18 protein-coding genes are annotated in these 19,697 nt (G+C 61.1%); 12 read left to right on the forward strand and 6 right to left on the reverse strand.

The annotated features are described in order from the left end of the window. Nucleotides 1-28: 28 nt before the first annotated feature. Both HUW52_RS04390 and HUW52_RS04395 read left to right on the forward strand, forming a co-directional pair. Nucleotides 29-586 (forward strand): DUF4136 domain-containing protein, encoded by a 558-nt coding sequence (locus HUW52_RS04390; protein WP_016987400.1) that lies wholly within the window; start codon nucleotides 29-31, stop codon nucleotides 584-586. A 156-nt stretch (nucleotides 587-742) separates the two neighbouring features. Next, nucleotides 743-2,737 (forward strand): TadG family pilus assembly protein, encoded by a 1,995-nt coding sequence (locus HUW52_RS04395; protein WP_016987399.1) that lies wholly within the window; start codon nucleotides 743-745, stop codon nucleotides 2,735-2,737. A 51-nt stretch (nucleotides 2,738-2,788) separates the two neighbouring features. Here the strand turns inward: HUW52_RS04395 and HUW52_RS04400 are convergent, their stop codons facing one another. Beyond that, entirely contained in the window at nucleotides 2,789-5,524 is a 2,736-nt protein-coding gene (locus HUW52_RS04400) for a PAS domain-containing sensor histidine kinase (protein ID WP_175553060.1), read from the reverse strand. Next, nucleotides 5,521-5,961 (reverse strand): TadE/TadG family type IV pilus assembly protein, encoded by a 441-nt coding sequence (locus HUW52_RS04405; protein WP_016987397.1) that lies wholly within the window; start codon nucleotides 5,959-5,961, stop codon nucleotides 5,521-5,523. The genes HUW52_RS04400 and HUW52_RS04405 overlap by 4 nt, the downstream gene beginning before the upstream one ends. A gap of 75 nt (nucleotides 5,962-6,036) precedes the next feature. Between HUW52_RS04405 and HUW52_RS04410 the strand changes: the two genes are divergently transcribed. Together HUW52_RS04410 and HUW52_RS04415 are read left to right on the forward strand one after the other, a co-directional pair. Next, the gene (locus HUW52_RS04410) at nucleotides 6,037-6,507 is read left to right on the forward strand and encodes a prepilin peptidase (protein WP_016987396.1); all 471 of its coding nucleotides are present in this window, start codon (nucleotides 6,037-6,039) and stop codon (nucleotides 6,505-6,507) included. 124 nt (nucleotides 6,508-6,631) lie between these two features. Continuing rightward, nucleotides 6,632-7,405, forward strand: a complete 774-nt coding sequence (locus HUW52_RS04415) for a response regulator transcription factor (RefSeq protein ID WP_175553061.1) — start codon at nucleotides 6,632-6,634, stop codon at nucleotides 7,403-7,405. 28 nt (nucleotides 7,406-7,433) lie between these two features. Here the strand turns inward: HUW52_RS04415 and HUW52_RS04420 are convergent, their stop codons facing one another. Then, nucleotides 7,434-7,850: a response regulator gene (locus HUW52_RS04420; protein WP_016987394.1), complete on the reverse strand. Its 417-nt coding sequence runs from the start codon at nucleotides 7,848-7,850 to the stop codon at nucleotides 7,434-7,436. 72 nt (nucleotides 7,851-7,922) lie between these two features. Beyond that, on the reverse strand, nucleotides 7,923-8,141 hold the full coding sequence (locus HUW52_RS04425) for a Flp family type IVb pilin (protein ID WP_016987393.1): 219 nt from the start codon (nucleotides 8,139-8,141) through the stop codon (nucleotides 7,923-7,925). Nucleotides 8,142-8,476: 335 nt separating this feature from the next. Between HUW52_RS04425 and cpaB the strand changes: the two genes are divergently transcribed. Genes cpaB through HUW52_RS04465 form a run of 8 tightly spaced genes read left to right on the forward strand, consistent with a single transcriptional unit; the run spans nucleotide 8,477 to nucleotide 15,917 of the window. Continuing rightward, nucleotides 8,477-9,424 (forward strand): Flp pilus assembly protein CpaB, encoded by a 948-nt coding sequence (gene cpaB, locus HUW52_RS04430; protein ID WP_016987392.1) that lies wholly within the window; start codon nucleotides 8,477-8,479, stop codon nucleotides 9,422-9,424. 21 nt (nucleotides 9,425-9,445) lie between these two features. Beyond that, nucleotides 9,446-10,696 carry a type II and III secretion system protein family protein gene (locus tag HUW52_RS04435; protein ID WP_016987391.1) on the forward strand — a complete coding sequence of 417 codons (1,251 nt, stop codon included), beginning with the start codon at nucleotides 9,446-9,448 and terminating at the stop codon, nucleotides 10,694-10,696. Continuing rightward, nucleotides 10,693-11,883, forward strand: coding sequence for a protein TadZ (locus HUW52_RS04440; RefSeq protein WP_016987390.1), 1,191 nt, complete (start codon nucleotides 10,693-10,695; stop codon nucleotides 11,881-11,883). Before HUW52_RS04435 ends, HUW52_RS04440 begins: the two co-directional genes overlap by 4 nt. Next, nucleotides 11,880-13,151 (forward strand): CpaF family protein, encoded by a 1,272-nt coding sequence (locus HUW52_RS04445; RefSeq protein WP_016987389.1) that lies wholly within the window; start codon nucleotides 11,880-11,882, stop codon nucleotides 13,149-13,151. Before HUW52_RS04440 ends, HUW52_RS04445 begins: the two co-directional genes overlap by 4 nt. An 11-nt stretch (nucleotides 13,152-13,162) precedes the next feature. Continuing rightward, nucleotides 13,163-14,047, forward strand: coding sequence for a type II secretion system F family protein (locus HUW52_RS04450; protein ID WP_016987388.1), 885 nt, complete (start codon nucleotides 13,163-13,165; stop codon nucleotides 14,045-14,047). Continuing rightward, nucleotides 14,044-14,934 carry a type II secretion system F family protein gene (locus tag HUW52_RS04455; protein WP_175553062.1) on the forward strand — a complete coding sequence of 297 codons (891 nt, stop codon included), beginning with the start codon at nucleotides 14,044-14,046 and terminating at the stop codon, nucleotides 14,932-14,934. The genes HUW52_RS04450 and HUW52_RS04455 overlap by 4 nt, the downstream gene beginning before the upstream one ends. A gap of 9 nt (nucleotides 14,935-14,943) precedes the next feature. Next, on the forward strand, nucleotides 14,944-15,633 hold the full coding sequence (locus HUW52_RS04460) for a tetratricopeptide repeat protein (RefSeq protein ID WP_175553063.1): 690 nt from the start codon (nucleotides 14,944-14,946) through the stop codon (nucleotides 15,631-15,633). A gap of 11 nt (nucleotides 15,634-15,644) precedes the next feature. Continuing rightward, nucleotides 15,645-15,917 (forward strand): DUF3613 domain-containing protein, encoded by a 273-nt coding sequence (locus HUW52_RS04465; RefSeq protein ID WP_016987386.1) that lies wholly within the window; start codon nucleotides 15,645-15,647, stop codon nucleotides 15,915-15,917. A gap of 120 nt (nucleotides 15,918-16,037) precedes the next feature. Here HUW52_RS04465 and HUW52_RS04470 read toward each other — a convergent pair whose 3' ends face one another. Beyond that, on the reverse strand, nucleotides 16,038-17,708 hold the full coding sequence (locus tag HUW52_RS04470) for a ShlB/FhaC/HecB family hemolysin secretion/activation protein (RefSeq protein ID WP_175553064.1): 1,671 nt from the start codon (nucleotides 17,706-17,708) through the stop codon (nucleotides 16,038-16,040). Between the two features lie 134 nt (nucleotides 17,709-17,842). After that, the gene (locus HUW52_RS04475; protein ID WP_175553065.1) at nucleotides 17,843-19,426 is read right to left on the reverse strand and encodes a collagen-like triple helix repeat-containing protein; all 1,584 of its coding nucleotides are present in this window, start codon (nucleotides 19,424-19,426) and stop codon (nucleotides 17,843-17,845) included. Between the last annotated feature and the right edge of the window lie 271 nt (nucleotides 19,427-19,697).

Raw genomic sequence — 19,697 nt, forward strand, 5'->3', positions numbered from 1 at the left:
GGTTCATGTCTTCAACCGGAGAAAAACCATGTTCCGCCGTCTCGCTTTACTGGCCATGGCCGCGCTGCTCAGCGCCTGCGCCGCCAATCAGGTCAATCATGACTTTGATGCCAGCCGCGATTTTGCCGCCTATCGCAGTTGGAGCTGGAAAGACCCCGCCCTGCAATATCGCCCCGATGATCCGCGGATCAAAAGCGACCTGACCGAGCAACGCATCCGCCAGGCTGTGGCCGATCAGCTCGACCAGCGCGGGTTGCGTCCTGCGGCGGCGGGCGCCAAGGGTGATCTGAACGTGCAGACCTACCTGATCGTCGAGGATCGTCAGCAGCAAGTGACGACCAATTACGGCGGCGGTTGGGGTGGCCCGTGGAACGGCTATTGGGGCGCGCCGATGTACAACGAAACGCGCAACATCACCTACAAGGTCGCGACTATCCAGATCGACCTGATCGACGGCAAGGACGGCAAACTGGTGTGGCGCGGCAGCGATGAACAGATGCTCGCCAGCAGACCCAATCCGGAAGATCGCAGCAACGCCATTCGTGAGACCGTCGCCCGCATCCTTACCAACTATCCACCGCGCTGAATCAAAGTCGACTCACTTTCCAACGATGGGAGCCAGCACGCTGGCCCCCATCGTTGTTTTATGGCTTGCCAAATGGCGCGTTGCCACTAGCCGCGTCTACACTCAAAACCACCAATGGAGGTTGCGCTCGGCAGTGCGCCGGCAAAGGAGTGCGCGATGTCGCCTCGTTCGCAATTCAATGGCCGGGTCCGGCAGCGCGGGGCGATCGGCTTGACGGCCGCGCTGACTCTCGGCCTGGCGCTGGTGTGCATGGTACTGGTGGTCGACAGCGGTCGTTTGTACATGGAGCAACGGCGCTTGCAGCGGGTGGTCGATGTCGCCGCGCTGGAGGCCATATCGCGCGGTGGCGATTGCCTGCCCGGCGGCAACGCCACGGCCAACAGTTACGCCACGGCCAGTGCGGCGCGCAACAGTTTTACCGTTGAGCAGGGCACGACTCTGACGGTGACCTGCGGCACCGTACAAACCGGCGGCGACAACCTGCGTGTGTTCAGCGCCCAAGCCAGTAAGAAAGAAGCCATCAGCGTGGTTGCCACTCGGGTGGTGCCGACCAGTGTGGCCGCCGCGCTTTACGCAATGTTTTCGCCGGGCAGCGTGTCACCCACCACGCTTCTGCGCGCTACAGCCGTCGGCGCCTCCACCATACTGCCGCCTCAGGCCCAATTGACCATCGGTACCACTCTGGTCACCATCGATGCGAGCAAGTCCGCGGCCCTTAATGCGATCTGGGGGGGAATGCTCGGCGGCAACCTGAATCTCAGCGTCGCCGGATGGCAGGGGCTGGTGGACTCCAATATCAACCTGCTTGGTTACCTCAATCAACTGGCGCTCGATATCAGCCTGGACGCCGGCAACTACACCCAACTGCTAGGCAAGAACATCAAGATCGGCCAACTGATCGACACCGCTATTACCGTGCTGACGAAGGGCGGCACCACTACCAGTGTGGCGGTCGACGGTTTGCTCGGGTTGAAGGCCGGGGTCGGCAGTACCGAAGTGGCGCTTGGACAATTGCTGCAGTTGCAGACCGGGGCGACGTCCGCAGCGTTGAATGCCAATCTCCAGGTGTTTCAGTTGCTTGAAGCCGTCGTGCAAGTGGCCAACAGTCAGAACGCGTTGGTGGTGTCAGCGCCGCTGAATATTCCGGGGCTGGTCAATGGTTCGGTCAAGACCAGAGTCATCGAGCCGCCGCAACTCTCGGCACTCGGTAACCCTGTGCTGGCCAAGGCCGACCCCATGGGGCCCAACCGCATCTACGTGAAGACCGCGCAGGTGCGCACCTTGATCTCACTGAACCTGCCGGTGCTGTCCAATGTGGCCGGGCTCGCCAGTGCCATTGTCAGTACACCGCTGGTGGGCGGGCTGACCGATACCCTGAACAACCTGCTGCACTTGAACATCGCCGGCACATTGAACTCGTTGTTGTGCACGCTGGGCGGTACCTGTCAGCGCACCCATTTACAGATTCTTCCGACGTCGCGCATCGACATCCTCCTGGAGGCCGCTGCCGCCGATAGTCACGTCACGGATTTCAACTGCCTGAGCGACGCCAGCCGAAGCCTGACTACCCAGACCAACTCCTCGCTGGTCAAGCTCAAGGTCGGCAAAATCGATCCTGCCAATGCTTTTTCATCCGCAACGGATGTCACGGTAGAGCCGTTGGCGCTGATCGATGTCGGGGTCATCACCTGCACTATTCCCTTGTTGGGACTGGGTGCGGCGACCTGCGATCTCAACTCGCGCAAACCGTTCTACGGCGGTGGCCTTGGCGTGAAGGTCGACACCTCGGTGGCCAGTACCCAGAACATCCACACCTACAACCAGCCTCCGGAGATAAAGCAAACGCCGCTGACCTACAGCTTCGGTACACAAGGCGTGGTCAACAGCCTCAAAGGCACATTGAGTGGCGTTCAGGTCCAGGCATACAAACCCACCGGTTCGAGCCTGTTGGGTGGCCTGCTGACTACGACCGCCGACGTGCTGGCCAGCGTCAACAACACGCTGGGCGTGGTCATCGATAACCTGCTCAGTCCGGTGCTTGACCCGATTCTCGACAGCTTGCTCAACCTCCTCGGCATCACGCTGAACAAAGTCGATGTCGGTGCCAATCTCAGTTGCCGGCCAGCCGGCCAACCGACACTGGTGATCTAGGGGGCGTTCTCAATTGTTTTTCCCACCGGGTAAAACAATTGAGAACGCCCCCTAGTCACTCAGCGCAATCGGCAGTTCGATGCAGAACCGCGCACCCTCCTCGCCGTTGCGCACGCTCAGGCGCCCGCCCATGTTGTCGATGATGCCGTAGCTCACCGACAAGCCCAGACCGGTGCCGACACCGACCGGTTTGGTGGTGAAGAATGGCTCGAAAATACGCTCCAGCAGGCGAGGGTCAATGCCGCCCCCGTTGTCCTCGACCCACAGCCGCACCACGTGCTCATCGCACTCGGCATGCACGGCGATCCACGGCTGAAAGTCGCGATCGGCCTCGCGCCTGGCGAGCAAGGCATCGCGGGCATTGACCATCAGGTTGATCAGCACTTGCTCGAGCTGATCGACGTAACCGCGCACCTGCACCTGGAAACAGGCTTCCTTGATTCGCAGCTCGACGCCTTTGCCGCGCAGGCCTTCCGACAACAGCGACAGGGTGCCTTCGATCGCATCCAGAGGATTGAATGGATGCTGTTCGACTTCCGAGCGGCGGCCGAACACGCGCATGTGATCCACTACCCGAGCGGCCCGTTGTACCTGGGCGTCAATGCGTTTGAGTTTGTCGGTCAGATAGTCGATCTGCACATCGCCATTGCCCAAGCGTTTGAGCACATTGACGATGGCCATGCGCATCACGTTCAGCGGTTGATTGATCTCATGGGCAAGACCTGTAGCCATCTCGCCGAGGGTGGCCATTTTCGCGCTTTGTGTCAGTTGTTGTTGGGAGCGCCGCACCTGCGTGTTATCTCGGCCCACCGCCTGCACCTCAAGCAGGCACCCGTGTTCATCGAACACCCCTCGATCCGACCAGACCCACCACGCATGTTCGCGACCGGGCAGGCGCAGATTGATTTCAGCAGTGCTCACCGGCTGTTCCGGGGTCAGTTGCGCCAAGCGCTCAACGAATGCCTGGCGCTGTTCGTCGGACATCCAGCTGCCCAGATTCACTCCGGGCAATTGCGCGGCCGTACACTCCAGATAATCGGCCAGTGGCCGGTTGCCGAAGGTCAGGGTCAGGTCGGGACGATAGCGACAAATCATCGCCGGCGAATCTTCCACCAGCATCCGGTAACGTTCCTCGCTGGCCTTGACCTGCTCGGCGGCGAGGGTCGCTTCGGTGACGTCCAGCCACAACCCCACCACTTCCACGGGCAGACCGAGATCGTTGCGCAGCAACTTGGCCTCGTCGAGCAGCCAGTGCGCATGGCCTTGGCGATCGAGAACCCGATAGCGTGCGCTCACCGAGCCTTCGCGCAGTAACTGGCGGGTGCGTTCGAAATAGCCTGGGCGGTCATCCGGGTGTATGTGTTCCACCAGTCGGCCATCGGCGCAGTCGGCGAGACTCCAGCCCAGCAGGGGTTGCAGGCTGGCGCTGAAAAACGTCGGTTGCAAAGCCCCTTCAACGTAGCGCTGCACGTAGATCACCGCCGGGGAACTGGCAATCAGATTATCCAGCCGTGCATGGGCGGTGGCGGCCTGTTGCTGCTGGTGCTTGATGTCGCTGATGTCGAGCATGAACCCGACAAGGCGTCGTTCGGCGCCGATGCCCAGCGACTGGCCTTGCAGGCGATACCACTGCGGCAGCGGTTGCTCATCGAGTTGCCAGCGCACACACAATTGCAGTGGCGTGCCGTCGTCTTGCAGGGCTTGCAGACGACTGCGCAGTTCATCTCGGTCGGCGGGATGCACGCGGCCGAACCACTCCTGAATCGGTACCCGCGCGGCGTGCAAACCGAGGTTGTCGGCCAGCGTCGGAGCCAACTGCACGTCGGCGCTCGCGCTGCTGACTTCCCACCACCCGCTGCCGAGCAACGCTTGCAGACTCTGCAAACGTTCCAGTTGCTGATGATGGCGATGCTCGCGCAAGCGTTCCAGCAAGGGCGCGGCCACGGCAGCGGCCATCAACAGCCAATCGTGATCGCTCAGTTCCGGTGCCTGCTGCTGTGCGTCACAGCCGGCGCACAGCAGCCACGCCGCCACGCCCTGGGCATCGCGGTAGGGCACGGCGAAGCCTTCGTTCGGGCCAAACAGCGTACTCAGGCGTGGCTGCTCTGCGGCTCGCAAACGTTGCGGTAATGCACCGTTCAGGCTGTCGAGGCCCGTGCCCAATGACTGTTGATCACGCCATACCTGCGGCGCATTGAGCGTCGCGTAATGCTGATGAATCTGCCAACCCTGACCTTGCTCGTCGAGCAGCGCCACGGCCACACACGGAATGTGCAAATGCTGGCTCAAGCGTTGCAACTGTTCGCCCAGCACCTGGGGCAGGCGCGCAAGGCTGCCCAGGCGCAACTGGTCGCGGATCTGCGTGGCCAGCCACTGGCATTGTTCGCGGCTGCGTGCCTGACGACGATCGCTGAGCAAGTCACCGATGTCCAGCAACTGTAAAAGCCAGCCGTCACCCTGCGGCTGTACCCAGCCACGCAGGTGCAACGGTGGGCCAGTGAGGCTGAAAAAATCGAGGTCGAGCAACTGACTTTGCCAGTCGACGGGATTGCCCTCTAGGGCGAGGCTGTTATGGGGCAACACATATTCCAGCAAATGCGCGGGATGGCTGCCGGATATCCGCGGCGCCAGCACATGGCGCAACGGCCCGCTCAGGTGATTGACGTGACCGTCGCCATCCAGATACAGCTGCAGACCGACGCTCGACACCACAGGGCTGTCCGTCGGCCGGACCGTGTCGGCGTGTCGATTGAGCAGGCGACCGAACAACTTGTCACCGGAACTCAAAATTGCAGGCTCGACGAGGCGCGCAGTGTCGCAGGCAGGCGCGGTACCGAGCCGATTCCCGGCAACACCAGAAACGGCAGCGCCTGATTCAATTTGCTGGTGGGATAGTTGATGGTCACGGTCAACACGCCACCGACATAGGTAATGCTGCTATCGGTGGTGGCGTTGAAGTTCAAGGCACCGGGCAGCCAGGCCAGTTGCCGGCTCAGTTCGGCTCGGGCAGCGGCCGTGACCGCGCTGGAGTAATTGGCGCTGGCCGGATCCAGCGCGACGCTGCGGCGCACTGCCACGGCGGTGGACTCATTGAATGACTGCATTAACAGCAGCGGCAGGCTGTAGCTGACCAGGCCATAAAACACGGCGAAGAAGACGATGAACACCAACGCGAATTCGATAGCGACGGCGCCTTTTTGCTTGCGGGGGAGGCCGGATTTCATGAGTGCGTCTACCCTGACATTCACTACGTAATATCAGCATAGAATCATTCGGCCAAAACGGACGTTTTTTACCGCATGCACAGCTTTGTCCTACTGATCTGGCTGACGCTATGCGCGGCACAGGATGCCCGGCAGCGGCATATCAGCAACAGCCTTACTTTGGGAGCAGGCGCATTGGCAGCGCTGTATTTACTGCTCAATGGTCACAGCTGGCTTGGCGCCGATGTCATTCACAGTGGATGGGCCGTACTGCTCGCTCTGACGTTGTCCCTTCCTGGTTATATCCTGAAACGATTCGGCGCGGGCGATGTGAAATTAATGACAGCCTTGGCGCTGGCGACAGACGGCACAATCCTGCTCGGCGCGTTTGCCGGCGCCGCGCTGTCCAGCGCGCTCTGGCTACTGCTCGTGCCAAAACTCTGGCTGCATATGAGTCAACGGCTTAGAGAATATCTTCGATATTTCGGGCCAGATGCGTCAAAAAAGCTGCCATTTGCACCGTTCGTGCTGATTGGAACCGGTGTGACGTTGTATTGGATCCATTAGTCGTCTCGTGCCACTACTGCTATGTACATAGTCGGAAAGTAGGTCTACTTTCAAATCAACGTTGTACAGCCTCGTGCTGTCAGTACAGGAACGGTCAGCCTTTGGCTTGGTCAGGGAGTGGCAAGTGAACAACCTAGCGTCTGCAATAAAGGTTCTGGTGGTCGACGATCAGCCGCTGATTGTCGAGGAACTCTGCGAATTCCTCGAAAGCAGCGGCTACCGTTGCGTGCCTTGCGAATCGAGCAGGCAGGCAATCGAGCAATTCATTGAAGACCCTGCCATCGGTCTGGTGCTTTGTGATTTGCACATGCCGGACATGGATGGCATAGAGCTGGTGCAGGAACTGCAGCGGCTGTCTGGCAAACATCGAGCGTTCGAGGCCATCATGCTCACCGGTCGCGCCGACAAGCAGGACGTGATCAAGGCGTTGCGCGCCGGGATTGCCGATTACTACCAGAAGCCGATTGATCTGGACGAGTTGCTTGAAGGTTTGCAGCGCCAGGAAGCGGCCTTGCAGGAGCGGCAGAAAACCCTGCATCTGGGGCACCTGAATCAAAAGCTGCAATACCTGTCGGAGTCCATCGACGACCTCTATCAGGATCTCGACAAAGTCCGTCGCGGGCCTTCGCCGGTGATACACAAGGTACCGGGTGATGGGGAGGTTGTGGAGATCCCGGCGATCTTCAACCAGTTGTCGCCACGTCAGCTTGATGTCGCGCGGTTGGTAGGCAAAGGACAGACCAACTATCAGATCGCCTGCGAATTGGGGATTACCGAGAACACGGTAAAACTTTATGTTTCCCAGGTCCTGCGCCTGACGCACATGCATAACCGCACCCAATTGGCACTGGCGTTGTCACCGGGCAATCCTGGCCGTCAACGCGTGACTGCACACTGACCTCCGGTGCTCCCGGTGTTCTGCGCAATCAGCCACCGCGAACGCTGTTGGCCTTCTGCTTGGGAAACAGGTTGTCCAGGGTTTCCAGCAAGCGCACGTGATAGATCGGTTTGCGGAACAGATCCAGTACCTGCAGACGCAGCATGTCGCTGACATCCTCCATGTCCGCATGACCGGAAGTGACGATCACCGGCAAATGCTGGCGCGAGGTGTGTTCGCGCAGACGCTTGATCAGCGACATGCCGCTTTCCTCCGGCATGCGCAGATCAGTGATCACCAAAGCGATATCGGGATGGCGGGTGAGATGATGAAGCGCGAGCTTCACCGACGTGGCGGTATGACAGGTGAAGCCTTCGCCCTCCAGCAACTCCGCAAGCTCCAGCAGTGCGTCCTCCTCATCGTCGACGAGGAGCAACTGCTGGCGTGGAGTGTGTGGAGAGTTCATAGGCAACACCTGCAATGGACTGAGTGCTGACGGTAGAACCCAATGGCCGCATTGACAAGTTATCGGGTCCGATCAGCTGCCGGTGACGGCGGGTGTCAGCGCAGTCTGGATAGCAGTCAGAATCCTGGTGACCTGAGTGCCGATGCCGTTACCGAATGCAGCAATCACCAGCGCTACGAGACCGACCACCAGCGCGTACTCGATAGCCGAGGCGCCTTCGGTGTCTTTGGCCAGGCCTTTGAAGAACGCGATCTCGGATTTGATTTTCGCAACAACGCGGGAATACGACATGAGAATTCTCCTTGAGCGCACCAGGCGTTACGCGTTCGCAACATGATTTCCCTGTGCCAGCATCAGCATTGTCGGCATTCCTCGACCCTACAACTGTAAGAACGGATTAACACCTAAGTAGTACTCAGCGATAAAACGCAAAAAAACCACGTTTGGCGCTTTAGGCCTCTACTTTCGTTGGATATTTCGGCCTTCGTAATGGCGTTTTGTTCGGCCTGCGCTACCGTCAAATAGCGAAATAGTTACTTGTTCATAGCTGCCTGATTGCGAATTTGTCTCGATGGAACCACGGGTCATTGCAAAAGACACAACGCAGCGGGAAAGGGAGAGCCGTCATGAACAGTCGCGTTACTTTAGGCTTGGCCGGATTGTTCTTGCTGGGTGCCATCGTCGCCGGATATTGGGGGCTCACCTTGAGCCGTCAGCCGGTTGCCGAACCGGCCACAGCACCGGTCGCCGTTGCCGTCGTACCACCGTCCGCGGAACCTGCGCCAGTCGAAGATCCTACCCGCCAACCGGTGGTAGTGCTGCTGCGCGACATTGCGCCGTTCGTGACAATCACGGCTGCCGATGTGGCGGTGGAAAAACTGCGCACCGCGCCCGCCGGCAGCCTCGGCACCGTCGATCAGGTGGTCGGTCGTACAGCGTGGCGGCCCTTGAGCGCCGGCAGTTGGCTGAGCGAAGAAAGCTTCGAACCCGGCAGCCGACTGTCCCGGATGATCCGCCCCGGTGAACGGGCGCTGGCCGTGGCGGTGGATGAAGTGATCAACGCCGGCGGCCAACTCGCGCCCGGCGATTACGTCGACGTGCTGCTGTTTTTGCGCAAGGACGAAAACACCCCACAGGCCTCGGCGCAATTGGTCGTGCCAGCGGTCCGCGTGCTGGTGGTCGGCAGCCAGAGCGGCCTGACCAACGACGGCCAACCGGCCAGCCCGGCGCGCAGTGACGACGAACGCCTCAAACAAGAGCAGCAACGCATGGCCGCGCGCAGCGTGGTGCTCGCCGTGCCTGAAGCGTTGCTCAGCCGTTTGATGCTGGCGTCCGGCGCCGGTGTGTTGCGCCTCGCGGTGCGCAGTGCCGATGAACAGCAACTGGCGAAATACTGGGCCGGAGAAAACGACGCCGCCACCCGCCTCGATACACCGCGCCGTGACCTGCTCGAGTTCAGCCAGTTGTCCCTGAGGGCTCCCCCCAGAGTCATGGACGTGGCCGCTCAACCCGCCCCACGCAAAGCCACCGTGGAAGTGATTCGCGGTGCCGATACTGCACAACCCACTCCCTGATTCGAGCAAGGACGCCTTTACATGCGCACACGCTTTACGCCCCTGTTCAACGGCTTGTTCCGAGCCTCGCTGTTGAGCGTCGCCTCGATCGGCACTGCCGTCGCCGCCACCGGCAACTGCGCCGCGCTCGGCTCGTTGCCGGCGACACTGGAAGTCGGCGAAGGCCTGCAACAGGCACTGCAATCCCCCGTGGCGATCACTCGGGTGGCGGTGGGCGACCCGAAAATCGCCGATGTGCGCGTGACCGGTGATCAAGGCATCCTGCTGACCGGCGTCGCGCCAGGCGCCACTACGCTGATGATCTGGAGCGCCTGCGCCAGCGCGCCGCGCCAGAGCATGGTGTTCGTCCAGGGCAAGGCCAGTGCGGCGATGACCACGGTTTCCCTGCCGGCGACGGGTGATCCGACGTTGCCCTCGCAGGTGCAGACAGACATCCGCTTCGTCGAAGTCAGCCGGACCAAACTCAAAGAGGCCGGCACTTCAATTTACGGTAAAGGCTCGAACAACTTCCTGATCGGCGCTCCCGGCACGGTGCCGGGCACCGGCGTCAGACCGGGTACGGTGCCGATCATTGCGCCGAACATTCCCTTGGCCAACGACATGTTCAACATCGTCTGGGGCGGTGGCAGCAGCAAATTCCTCGGCATCGTCAACGCGCTGGAAGGCAGCGGGTTCGCCTACACCCTGGCGCGGCCAAGCCTGGTGGCGTTGAGCGGGCAAAGCGCAAGCTTCCTTGCCGGCGGTGAAATTCCGATCCCGGTGCCCAGCGCCAACAGCAACAGCTACTCGATCGAATACAAGGAATTCGGTATCCGCCTGACCCTGACACCGACGGTGGTCAGCAACGACCGCATCGCCCTCAAAGTCGCCCCGGAAGTCAGCGAACTGGACTACAACAATGGCGTGACCATCGGCGGCACCACGGTGCCGGCGTTCACCATTCGCCGCACCGACACCAGCATCTCTCTGGCAGACGGAGAAAGCTTTGTCATCAGCGGTTTGATCAGCACCCGCAACGCCTCTGAAGTGAACAAATTCCCCGGCCTTGGCGACATCCCGGTGCTCGGTGCGTTCTTTCGCAATTCATCGATCAATCGCGAAGAGCGAGAGTTGCTGATGATCGTCACCCCGCATCTGGTGCAGCCACTGGCGGCCAATGCGCCGCTGCCGTCGCTGCCCGGGGAAAAACTGCGCAACTACGATCCGAACTGGTATCGCTTGTACTTCCTCGAAAACGGCAACTTCGATAAACGCAGCGGGTTATCGCAATGAGCCAGAGCCTGAGCCAGACCTTCCTCGCCATCACCCGCAACGACACCGATCTTGAGTGGCTGCAAGGGGCGCTGGCCCCCCTCGGTCAAGTGGTCAGCGCCGGTGGCGGCAGCCTTGACGAGTTGCTGGCGCTGGTCGACGTGACCTTTGCCAGCCTGGTTTTCGTCGGCCTCGATCGTGATCATCTGGTGGCCCAGAGCGCCTTGATTGAAGGCGTGCTGGAAGCCAAACCGATGCTTGCCATCGTCGCCCTCGGTGACGGCATGGATAACCAGTTGGTGCTCAATGCAATGCGTGCCGGTGCACGGGATTTTGTCGCTTATGGCTCGCGCTCCAGTGAGGTAGCCGGGTTGGTGCGGCGTCTGAGTAAACGTCTGCCCGCGGTGACCCCCAACACGCAGCTTGGTGGCCTGACCGTGCTTTATGGTGTGCAGAGCAACGCCGACGGTGCTCTGCTCGCCAACCACATGGCGCTGGTGGTGCAGAAGAGTGGCCAGCAAACCCTGTTGCTCGATCTGGGCCTGCCGCGCGGTGACAGTCTGGCGTTGCTCGGGCTTGAGAGTTCGTTCCATTTCGGCGATGCGTTGCGGCACTTGCGGCGGCTCGACGCGACCCTGATCGACAGCGCCTTCACGAGCGCCGAAGCCGGTCTGCGCATTCTTGCCTACGCCAACGGCGACGAGCCACTGGAGCGTACCAGTGCCGCCGAGTTGTACATGTTGCTCAGCGCCCTGCGCCAACACTTCCAGCACATCGTGGTCAACCTCACCGGGCAACCCGACAGCGAAGCGCTACGAACCTTCGTCAGCCATTGCGACAAGCTGCTGTGGTACACCGATCAGAATGTGCTCGATTGTCGGCGCAACCTCGCGGTGCTCAACCTGTGGCGTGAAAAAGGCATGAAACTCGACCACGGGCGACTGCTCGTGGACCGCTACCTGCGCCACGTCGCACCGGATTCCGAGACGCTCGGCAAGAGCTTTGGCCTGGAGGTGATTGCGGTGCTCGCCTACAGCCCGGAGATCCGTCTGAACGCGAAAAACCAGGGCGTCAGCCTGTTCGAGCTGGCCCCGCGTGAGGCCATCAGCCAGAGCCTGCGCACCCTCGGCGAACGCCTTGCGAAACGCTCCGAAGGCATGGCCAAACCCAAGGTCAGCTGGTTCGACCGCCTGCGAGGTACCTCATGAACGGCGAGCAATTGTTTGGCGGGCCGCAGCGCAACGCGTCCGGCAACACTGATCACGACGGGCTGAAACTGGTACTGCACCGTTACATCATCGACGCCATCGAAGAGTCCGGGAAAAACCTGCTGGAAGGTTCGCGGCAGGTGCTGTCGCAGTTCGTCATCGACAAGGTTGCCGAGTACATCGCGCGCCTGCACCTGGCGATTTCCCGTTATGAAATGGAACGTCTGGCCGAAGAAATCGTTGATGAGCTGACCGGTTTCGGCCCGCTGGAAGTACTGTTGCGCGACAGCGCCGTCACTGAAATTCTGGTCAACGGCCCGCACCGGGTGTTCATCGAACGCGATGGCGTGCTGCACTTGAGCGATCTGCGTTTTATCGATGCGCATCACGTCGAACGGGTGATGCAACGCATCCTCGCGCCGCTGGGGCGACGCCTCGATGAATCGTCGCCGATGGTCGATGCGCGCCTGCCCGATGGCAGCCGGGTCAACGCGATCATCCCGCCGATCGCCCTTGACGGGCCGTGCCTGTCGATCCGGAAGTTTCGCAAGGACATGCTCAAGAGCACCGACCTGATGGCGATGCAGACCATCGATCAGGCGATCTACGACTTCATCGAGGAGGCAGTGGGCAAGCGCTGCAACATCCTCATCAGTGGCGGTACCGGCACCGGTAAAACCACCTTGCTGAATATCCTCAGCCAGTTGATCAGTCCCCACGAACGGCTGGTGACCATCGAGGACGTTGCTGAATTGCAGCTTGGCCATCCCCACGTCGTGCGCCTGGAAACGCGCCCGCCGAACGCCGAGGGCCACGGCGAAGTGAAAGCCAGCGATCTGATTCGCAACGCTCTGCGCATGCGCCCTGACCGGATTATCCTCGGTGAGATTCGCGGCGTTGAAGTCGTCGACGTCCTCACCGCAATGAACACCGGCCACGATGGCTCGATGAGCACCGTCCACGCCAACAATGCTCAGGACGCTCTGCTGCGTCTGGAAACCCTGGTCGGACTGACCGGCCGCACCATCGCCGAACGCACTTTGCGCCAGATGATCTGCGCCGCGCTGGACGTGGTGATTCAACTGACGCGAATGCCGGACGGGCGCCGTTGCGTCAGCGAAGTGGTGGAAGTGGTTGGCGTGCGTGACGACGTGTACGTCACCAATACCCTGTTTCGCCTTGATCGGCGCAGTGGCCTGGGCTTTCTGCGCGAAGCCATCAACCCGGCCGGCGACAAGTTGCGCCGCGAACCGACGCTCGCGCACTGAGGGCCGACGGCATGCTCAAACCGTTGTTGCTGATCGTCATTTGCCTGGCCTTGCTCGGGCTGTCGCTGCGCCTGTTCTACAACAGCTGGCGCCAGAGTGGCACCGAGCGGGTGCTTGATCGGCTGAATCAGGGGCAGCCGCAAATGACCGTGAGCGCCCCTTATTGGGCCGGGCTGGAGCGCGCATTCCTGCGCGCTGGGTTGGGCCGGCCAACCGAGCGTATCGGGGTCTGGCTGTTGCTCTGGGCCTTCGCGATTCTGATCGGCTTTGCGCTGGCGGGATGGATCGGTCTGCTGGTGCTGATCGTGCTGCCACCGCTGGCGCTGCGTGTGTATGTCAGTTGGCGTTATCAGCGCCGATTGCGGCGAATGATCGAACAACTGCCGGCACTGCTCGATCACACCGTGCGCAGCCTGAAGTCCGGGCGTACCCTCGCTGACGCAGTGCTCGGTGGCATCGAGGCCAGCGAGTATCCGTTGAAAGACGCCATGGCCCGGGTCCAGCGCAACGTGCAGTTGGGCGTAAGTCTGCCGGACGCCGTGTCGGATCTGGCAGAGCTTTACGAGCGCGATGAATTTCGCCTGTTCGCCCTCGGCCTCAAGGTCAATCATCGTTATGGCGGCAACGCCAGCGAGTTGCTGGAGAACCTGATCAAGATGATTCGCGAGCGCGATCAGGCCTCCCGCCAATTGCGTGCCATGACCGGCGAAACCCGCCTTACCGCGTGGGTGCTGGGCTTGTTGCCGATCATCATGGCCGGGTATTTCCTGATAGCCAATCCGGTTTATCTGGTCGCCATGTGGCACGACCCTTCCGGACAGCGGATGCTGGCCACGGCGTTCGGCATGCAGGTAATCGGCAGTCTTCTACTCTGGCGGATGTTGCGCAGCCTATGACGACACCCTTGATGATCAGCGCTTTGCTGCTGCTCGGCGCCGCGCTGTTGCTGCTGAGCAGTCTGTTCGACCAACGCCGCCGTACCCGGCAGATCAGCCGGCGCCTGGAGGGTGACCTGCTGCGGCAAAATCGCTTCGGCAACTTGCTGCAAGTGCTCGGCGACAGCAAAGTCGGGCAGCACAGCGTCAAACTCGACAACGAAACCCAAACCCTGCTCAACCGCCTGGGCTGGCGCAGCGCCCGCCAGCGTTCGCTGTTCGCTGCCTGTCAGATCGGTTCGCCGTTATTGCTGCTGGCGCTGACGGTGCTGCTGCAGTCGGTGTTTTTTCCCACCGTGCAAAGGCCGTGGATTGCACCGTTGTTCGCCCTCGGCGTCGGCTATCTGTTGCCCAAGCGGCTGCTGGTGATCGCGGTCGCGCGTCGGCAGAAACAACTGGCCAGTGAGATCAGCACGTTCATTCCGCTACTGCGCATCCTCTTCGAATCCGGCATGGCCGTGGAGCAGGCATTGCGTGTGCTGAGCCATGAAGGCCAAGCCTTGCTACCAGTGCTGACCCAAGAACTGCGGCTGGTGTTGAGCCGTATCGATTCCGGCCTTGAACTGGGCGAAGAACTGAACAAAGCCACGCAATTGCTGGCGGTCGACGAGTTCACCGACACCTGCGTGATTCTTCAGCAGTTGCTGTATCAGGGGGGCGGGGCAATGAAATCACTGCTCTCGCTCAAGCAACTGCTCGATGACCGGCGCCTGACGCGCCTACAGGAATACATCTCGAAAATGTCCGCGAAAATGTCCGTCGTGATGATGCTGTTTCTCTTCCCGGCGTTATTGATTGTCCTCGCCGGCCCGGGTTTTACCGCCCTGGCGAAGGCGTTGGGTGCTTGAGGAGTGGTGATGAAAGCAATGATTGCAGGTGTCTGTGTGCTGATGCTCGGGGGCTGCGCCAATACCGGGCAAAACCCGTGGGAGGCGCTGACCAACAACGCCAGTTGCGGCAAATTGAGTTCCGAACAACAGCTGTCGCTGAATCTGGCCGACGACATGGCCAACGACGGCAAACTGCACGCCAGCCTGGCCAACCTGCAGAAACTGCCGGACAACCTCGCCGATGTGCGCCTGCGCAAGGCCAAGGTTTACCGTTTGCTCGGGCGCAGCGAAGCCGAGCCTTTGTATCGCAGCCTGCTCGGCACGTGTCTGGCTGCCGAGGCCGAGCATGGTCTGGGCCAACTCGCGGCAGCCAGGTCTGACTACGGTCAGGCTCAGGCGCACTTGCAACGTGCCGCACGGTTGGCGCCGACCGACGAAAAAATCCGCAACGATCTGGGGGTGGTTTACCTCAATCAATTGCGTATCGAAGACGCGCGTTTCGAATTCCTCACCGCCATGGAGCTTAAGCAGAGCGACTCATTGGCGGCGTTGAATCTGGTGACACTGCTGCTCTATCAGGATGACTGGACCCGCGCCGCCGAACTGGTCAGTCGCCTCGGTTTGAGCCCGGCGCAATTCAGCGAGGCCCAGAGTCGCGCGGAAAAACTCAAAGTGCCCAGCCCATCGCCTGCCGCCGTCACGGCGATGCTCAAGTAAGGAGACCTGCGATGAAAACCGTGATGCTTTGCCTTGGCTTGCTGGCACTGCCACTGACCAGCTACGCCATCGACGCTGGCCCGTCATCGGCCCAGCAACAGGAAACCGAAGGCTGGCTGCTGCTGCAAAGCCGCAACAAAGCCGCCTCACCGAAGGTGCAGACGGCTACGCCGACAGAACGCGAACTGGCTATGCAGCGCTGGCTGAAAAGCTACCAGCATGAGATCCCGGAGTTTTTTGATCAGCAGCAGGGGGGCGAGGTCGACAGTGGTTCGGGGGGCTGAGTTGCCTCACAGGTTACCGCGTCATCGTTCATCGCGAGCAGGCTCACTCCTTCAGCGGAACACACGCCAAATGCAGGCGTGAGCCTGCTCGCGAATGCACTCTGACAAGCGCCGCCCCCTCTACAGTTGATAACTGAAGCTGATGCTGTACCGCGGCTTGCGATTGAAAGTATCCAGCGCTTCATCCGACATCGCCTTCGCCGCCTCCAGCGCAATGTTGTAGTACTTCGCATCACCAAAGCGCAGGCCGACCGCCGCTGATGACAGGTTGTTGGCCTGCACCGGCAACTGATTGAACCAGCTGCGCGAGCGGTCGAGCACCACGTACGGTTGCAGGATGCGCAGCCAATTGCCGTCGCGATTGAAGCTGTAGTTGACCTCGTACGCCACGCCCCAGCCTTTGTCACCGGACGCCTGATCGTCGGGATAACCGCGGCCGAAATTCTGCCCGCCGAATACCGCGCGTTCGCTGTCGGGCAAGGTGTCGTCGCTCCAGTACAGCGCCGCCGACAGCACGCCCTGCCAGTTGTCGAAGAACTTGTCGCTTTGCACCCCGGACAGCCGCACGCGGAAGAAATCCAAAGCGATGTCATCGTAATTGGTGTGTGCGCCGAGGCTGTCGAAGCCTTGATAGACGCCACCGCTGAGGATGCGCAACTGTCGCGCATCGGCCTTGCGCCAGTCACCTTCGAACGCCAGGGCACGGATGTCGGTGCGAAACTCCTTGCTGAATGGAAAGTTGATACCGTCGTAGCGCGTCTTGTCATTGACCGCATACAGGCGCGAGGCTGCCGTCAGTTGTTCGGTGGACGAGGCAATCAACGGCACGCTGAACCCGATGGAGTAACGATCGTTTTCACGGTGGGTGTCGAGGCGGCCGCCGCCGTTGACCAGCACTTCGGTGCCGGGGTCGGCGCGATAACGTGAAGCCGACAGATTCAGTTGCGTGCCTTCGGCATCAAGGAACTGGTTGTAGTCGAGCCGGTAGTAACGCTCATGGTCATCCCCCGGCGGGAACAGACCGCTGAGGGTCAGTTGCTCGCCCATGGCAGTTTGCGAGTTGCTGCTGACGCCGAGCAACGCTTGCGGGCCGTTGCGGTTGTCCTCGGTGGTGCTCAGTGTGCTGGTGAACGGCTTACGGCTGGCCTCGGCAATCAGTGTCGTCGCGCCATCGGTGGTACCGGGCGGCGGCACTTGCGCCTGAATGGTCACGCCGGGGATGCGCGTCATCAGCGTGGTGTAACGCTCGAACGTCTTGCGGGTCAGCGGTCGTTCGGCCTGGATTTTCGCCGCCAGTTTATCGAGCAGGCCTTTGACCCGGCCGACATCACCCTGCATCTGCACGTCGCGCACATAGCCTTCAACGAGCACCACCCGCGCCACGCCGTCATCGAAACTCTGTTGCGGCAGGAAGGCGTAGGACAACAGGTAGCCATCCTGTTGATAGCGGCGAGTGATGTTGCGGGTGGCTTCGATCAGGTCCGCGAGGCTGGTCTGACGACCGATCAGCGGCTTGTAGACCTCAGCCAGTTCGTTGAGCGGATAAATCGTCCCGCCCTCGATCTGCACGGTCTTCAGGTTGATCCTGGTTTCCATCAACAGTGGCTGTGCGGCGGTCGCGCCGGGGTCAGGCACTTGCAGCGGCGTTGCCGCAGGACGATAGGCATCGGCCGGCAGATTCGGCACCGGCAGGTTGCGGGTGGTTTCGTTGCTGTTGAGAAAACTGGGCAGGGTGTCGGCGAGGGCGGTGGAACTGAGACTGAGGCACAACAGGGATGCCATAACGCGCATAGGACACTCCATGGTCAGATCACAGCGCAGGGCTGGTTGCTCCTAAGAAAAAAGGCGGAAGATTCGTCGGAATCTCCCGCCTTCAACCAAGCGTAGGCGCTGTAGGTGCGGCCGTCGAATCGGCCAGGTGCAAATTAGCGTTTGTTGCCTCCCAGAGCGCCGGTCAGGCCGCCGATTACGCCACCCAGACCGCCACTGGTAGTGCCGCCGCTGGCACTACCGTTCACCAGTCCGCCAACGGCACCGACGGTCGTGCCAACGTTGTTGACCAGACCACCGACGGCGGTGGTGACCGGGTTGTTGGTCGCGGCAATCGTGTTGCCGATGCTGCTGACTGCACCGCCAACCTGACCGGTGATACCCGCGACTGGCGCGCCGATACCGGTGGTGGCGCCGACATTTTGCGTCAGGCTGGTGACCGCCGTGGTGACTGGATTCAGTGCGCCGCCCAAGGTGCCGCCAACGGTGGCCAGGGTCGCTGTCGGCGCCGTGATCGGTGCACCGGAACCACCGAGCACGGTGTTAAGCGAGGCCACCGTGTTACCGACCGCTGCGACGACATTGCCCGGCGCTGCCAGCGTGCCGTTGCCTGCGCCCAGACCTGAACCGACATTGACCACAGCGCCGCCGACGGTTTGCAACAAACCAGTGCCACCGAGCCCGCCGCCGACCCCGCCAGTCCCTGAGCCGGTGCCGTTGGCCACCAGACCGCCCGCCTTGCCGACCGCCGTGCCGGTGTTGCTCAGCGCACCGCCGAGGGTGTTGGTCAAGGCATTGCCGTTGCCGGCGTCGGTGACCTTGCCACCCAAGCCGTTCACCGCACCGCCGACTTGCGAAATCACGCCTTTGAGCGGATCGCCCAAGCCAGTGGCGTCACCGATTTTGTCCGTGGTGCTTTCCACCATCGCAATTACCGGCACCAGTTTTCCACCGACAGTGTTGGTCAGATTGCTGGTCGGGCCGGTGCTGAGGGTGGTGGTCAGGGTGTCGCCGAGCATGGTGACTTTCTCGCCGACGCCATCGAGTATCGGCGCCACTTTGGTGACCACGCCGCCGACTACGGGAACGCTGTTGGTCGCGGTCGCCAGTTTGCCGCTGAGGTCGGACACGCCGTTGCCGACATCCTGCACTACGCCGCCGACCGAAGAGACGGTGGTGGTCAGGCCTTTGGAATCGGTCGCCAGTTTGCCGATGCCGTTGGTCACGCCATCGCCCAGGGTGGAGACGACATTGCCCGCGGTGTTGGCGGCGCTCTGCACCACGCCACCTACCACCGGAACGCCGCTCAGGGAGTCGCCTACCTGGCCGACGCCATCGCCGACGCCGCTGACGGTCTTGCCGACATCCTGCACAAGGGTGGTGGTCACCAGGGATGGGGTTGGATTGGTCGGGTTGGTCGGATCCGTCGGGTCTGTCGGATTGGTGGGGTTGGTTGGATCGGTCGGGTTAGTCGGGTTGGTCGGATTGGTCCCGCCAGTGCCGCCAGTGCCACCCGTTCCGCCTGTACCGGCGGTATCACCGGTGCCGCCAGTACCTCCAGTGCCGCCAGTACTGCCAGTGCTTCCGGTTCCACCAGTGCCATCGGTGCTGCTGGCGGGGGAAGAGCTGCCGGAGCTGCTTTTATGCCCGCCACTGCCGCTGCTGCAACCAGTGAGGCCGAGGGAAAGGATCAATGCCAGAGCGATTGCTGATTTGCACCACACGTCTTGAGTTTTCATGTTTGTATTCCTTGCACCTGTCACAACGTTCGTTGCCTTCGATGGCTCGCCGATCTGTCGCCGGTGATGCCTCGTCCGTTGTGTCAATCTCAGTCCAGGGGCAGGTTTCGCACCATTCTCAAGTTGGTATTAACGCCTTTATATATAAGGTGACATGCAGCGCCTAATGACTAATACCCACGATATAGCTGCACAAAAAAAGGCCTTGAAAATCAAGGCCCGGGCTTTTTTGGCGAAAGGAAAAAGGTTGGCAGAAACTTAAGTTATATAC

The organism is Pseudomonas sp. 43A (assembly GCF_013363935.1).
Taxonomy (GTDB): Bacteria; Pseudomonadota; Gammaproteobacteria; order Pseudomonadales; family Pseudomonadaceae; genus Aquipseudomonas; species Aquipseudomonas crudilactis.

What these genes read in the sequence shown, in the direction of transcription:
- HUW52_RS04390 (WP_016987400.1), top strand. Translation starts at nt 29, where the DNA reads ATGTTCCGCCGTCTCGCTTTACTGGCCATGGCCGCGCTGCTCAGCGCC.
- HUW52_RS04395 (WP_016987399.1), top strand. Translation starts at nt 743, where the DNA reads ATGTCGCCTCGTTCGCAATTCAATGGCCGGGTCCGGCAGCGCGGGGCG.
- HUW52_RS04405 (WP_016987397.1), bottom strand. Translation starts at nt 5,961, where the DNA reads ATGAAATCCGGCCTCCCCCGCAAGCAAAAAGGCGCCGTCGCTATCGAA.
- HUW52_RS04410 (WP_016987396.1), top strand. Translation starts at nt 6,037, where the DNA reads ATGCACAGCTTTGTCCTACTGATCTGGCTGACGCTATGCGCGGCACAG.
- HUW52_RS04420 (WP_016987394.1), bottom strand. Translation starts at nt 7,850, where the DNA reads ATGAACTCTCCACACACTCCACGCCAGCAGTTGCTCCTCGTCGACGAT.
- HUW52_RS04425 (WP_016987393.1), bottom strand. Translation starts at nt 8,141, where the DNA reads ATGTCGTATTCCCGCGTTGTTGCGAAAATCAAATCCGAGATCGCGTTC.
- cpaB (WP_016987392.1), top strand. Translation starts at nt 8,477, where the DNA reads ATGAACAGTCGCGTTACTTTAGGCTTGGCCGGATTGTTCTTGCTGGGT.
- HUW52_RS04435 (WP_016987391.1), top strand. Translation starts at nt 9,446, where the DNA reads ATGCGCACACGCTTTACGCCCCTGTTCAACGGCTTGTTCCGAGCCTCG.
- HUW52_RS04440 (WP_016987390.1), top strand. Translation starts at nt 10,693, where the DNA reads ATGAGCCAGAGCCTGAGCCAGACCTTCCTCGCCATCACCCGCAACGAC.
- HUW52_RS04445 (WP_016987389.1), top strand. Translation starts at nt 11,880, where the DNA reads ATGAACGGCGAGCAATTGTTTGGCGGGCCGCAGCGCAACGCGTCCGGC.
- HUW52_RS04450 (WP_016987388.1), top strand. Translation starts at nt 13,163, where the DNA reads ATGCTCAAACCGTTGTTGCTGATCGTCATTTGCCTGGCCTTGCTCGGG.
- HUW52_RS04455 (WP_175553062.1), top strand. Translation starts at nt 14,044, where the DNA reads ATGACGACACCCTTGATGATCAGCGCTTTGCTGCTGCTCGGCGCCGCG.
- HUW52_RS04460 (WP_175553063.1), top strand. Translation starts at nt 14,944, where the DNA reads ATGAAAGCAATGATTGCAGGTGTCTGTGTGCTGATGCTCGGGGGCTGC.
- HUW52_RS04465 (WP_016987386.1), top strand. Translation starts at nt 15,645, where the DNA reads ATGAAAACCGTGATGCTTTGCCTTGGCTTGCTGGCACTGCCACTGACC.
- HUW52_RS04470 (WP_175553064.1), bottom strand. Translation starts at nt 17,708, where the DNA reads ATGCGCGTTATGGCATCCCTGTTGTGCCTCAGTCTCAGTTCCACCGCC.
- HUW52_RS04475 (WP_175553065.1), bottom strand. Translation starts at nt 19,426, where the DNA reads ATGAAAACTCAAGACGTGTGGTGCAAATCAGCAATCGCTCTGGCATTG.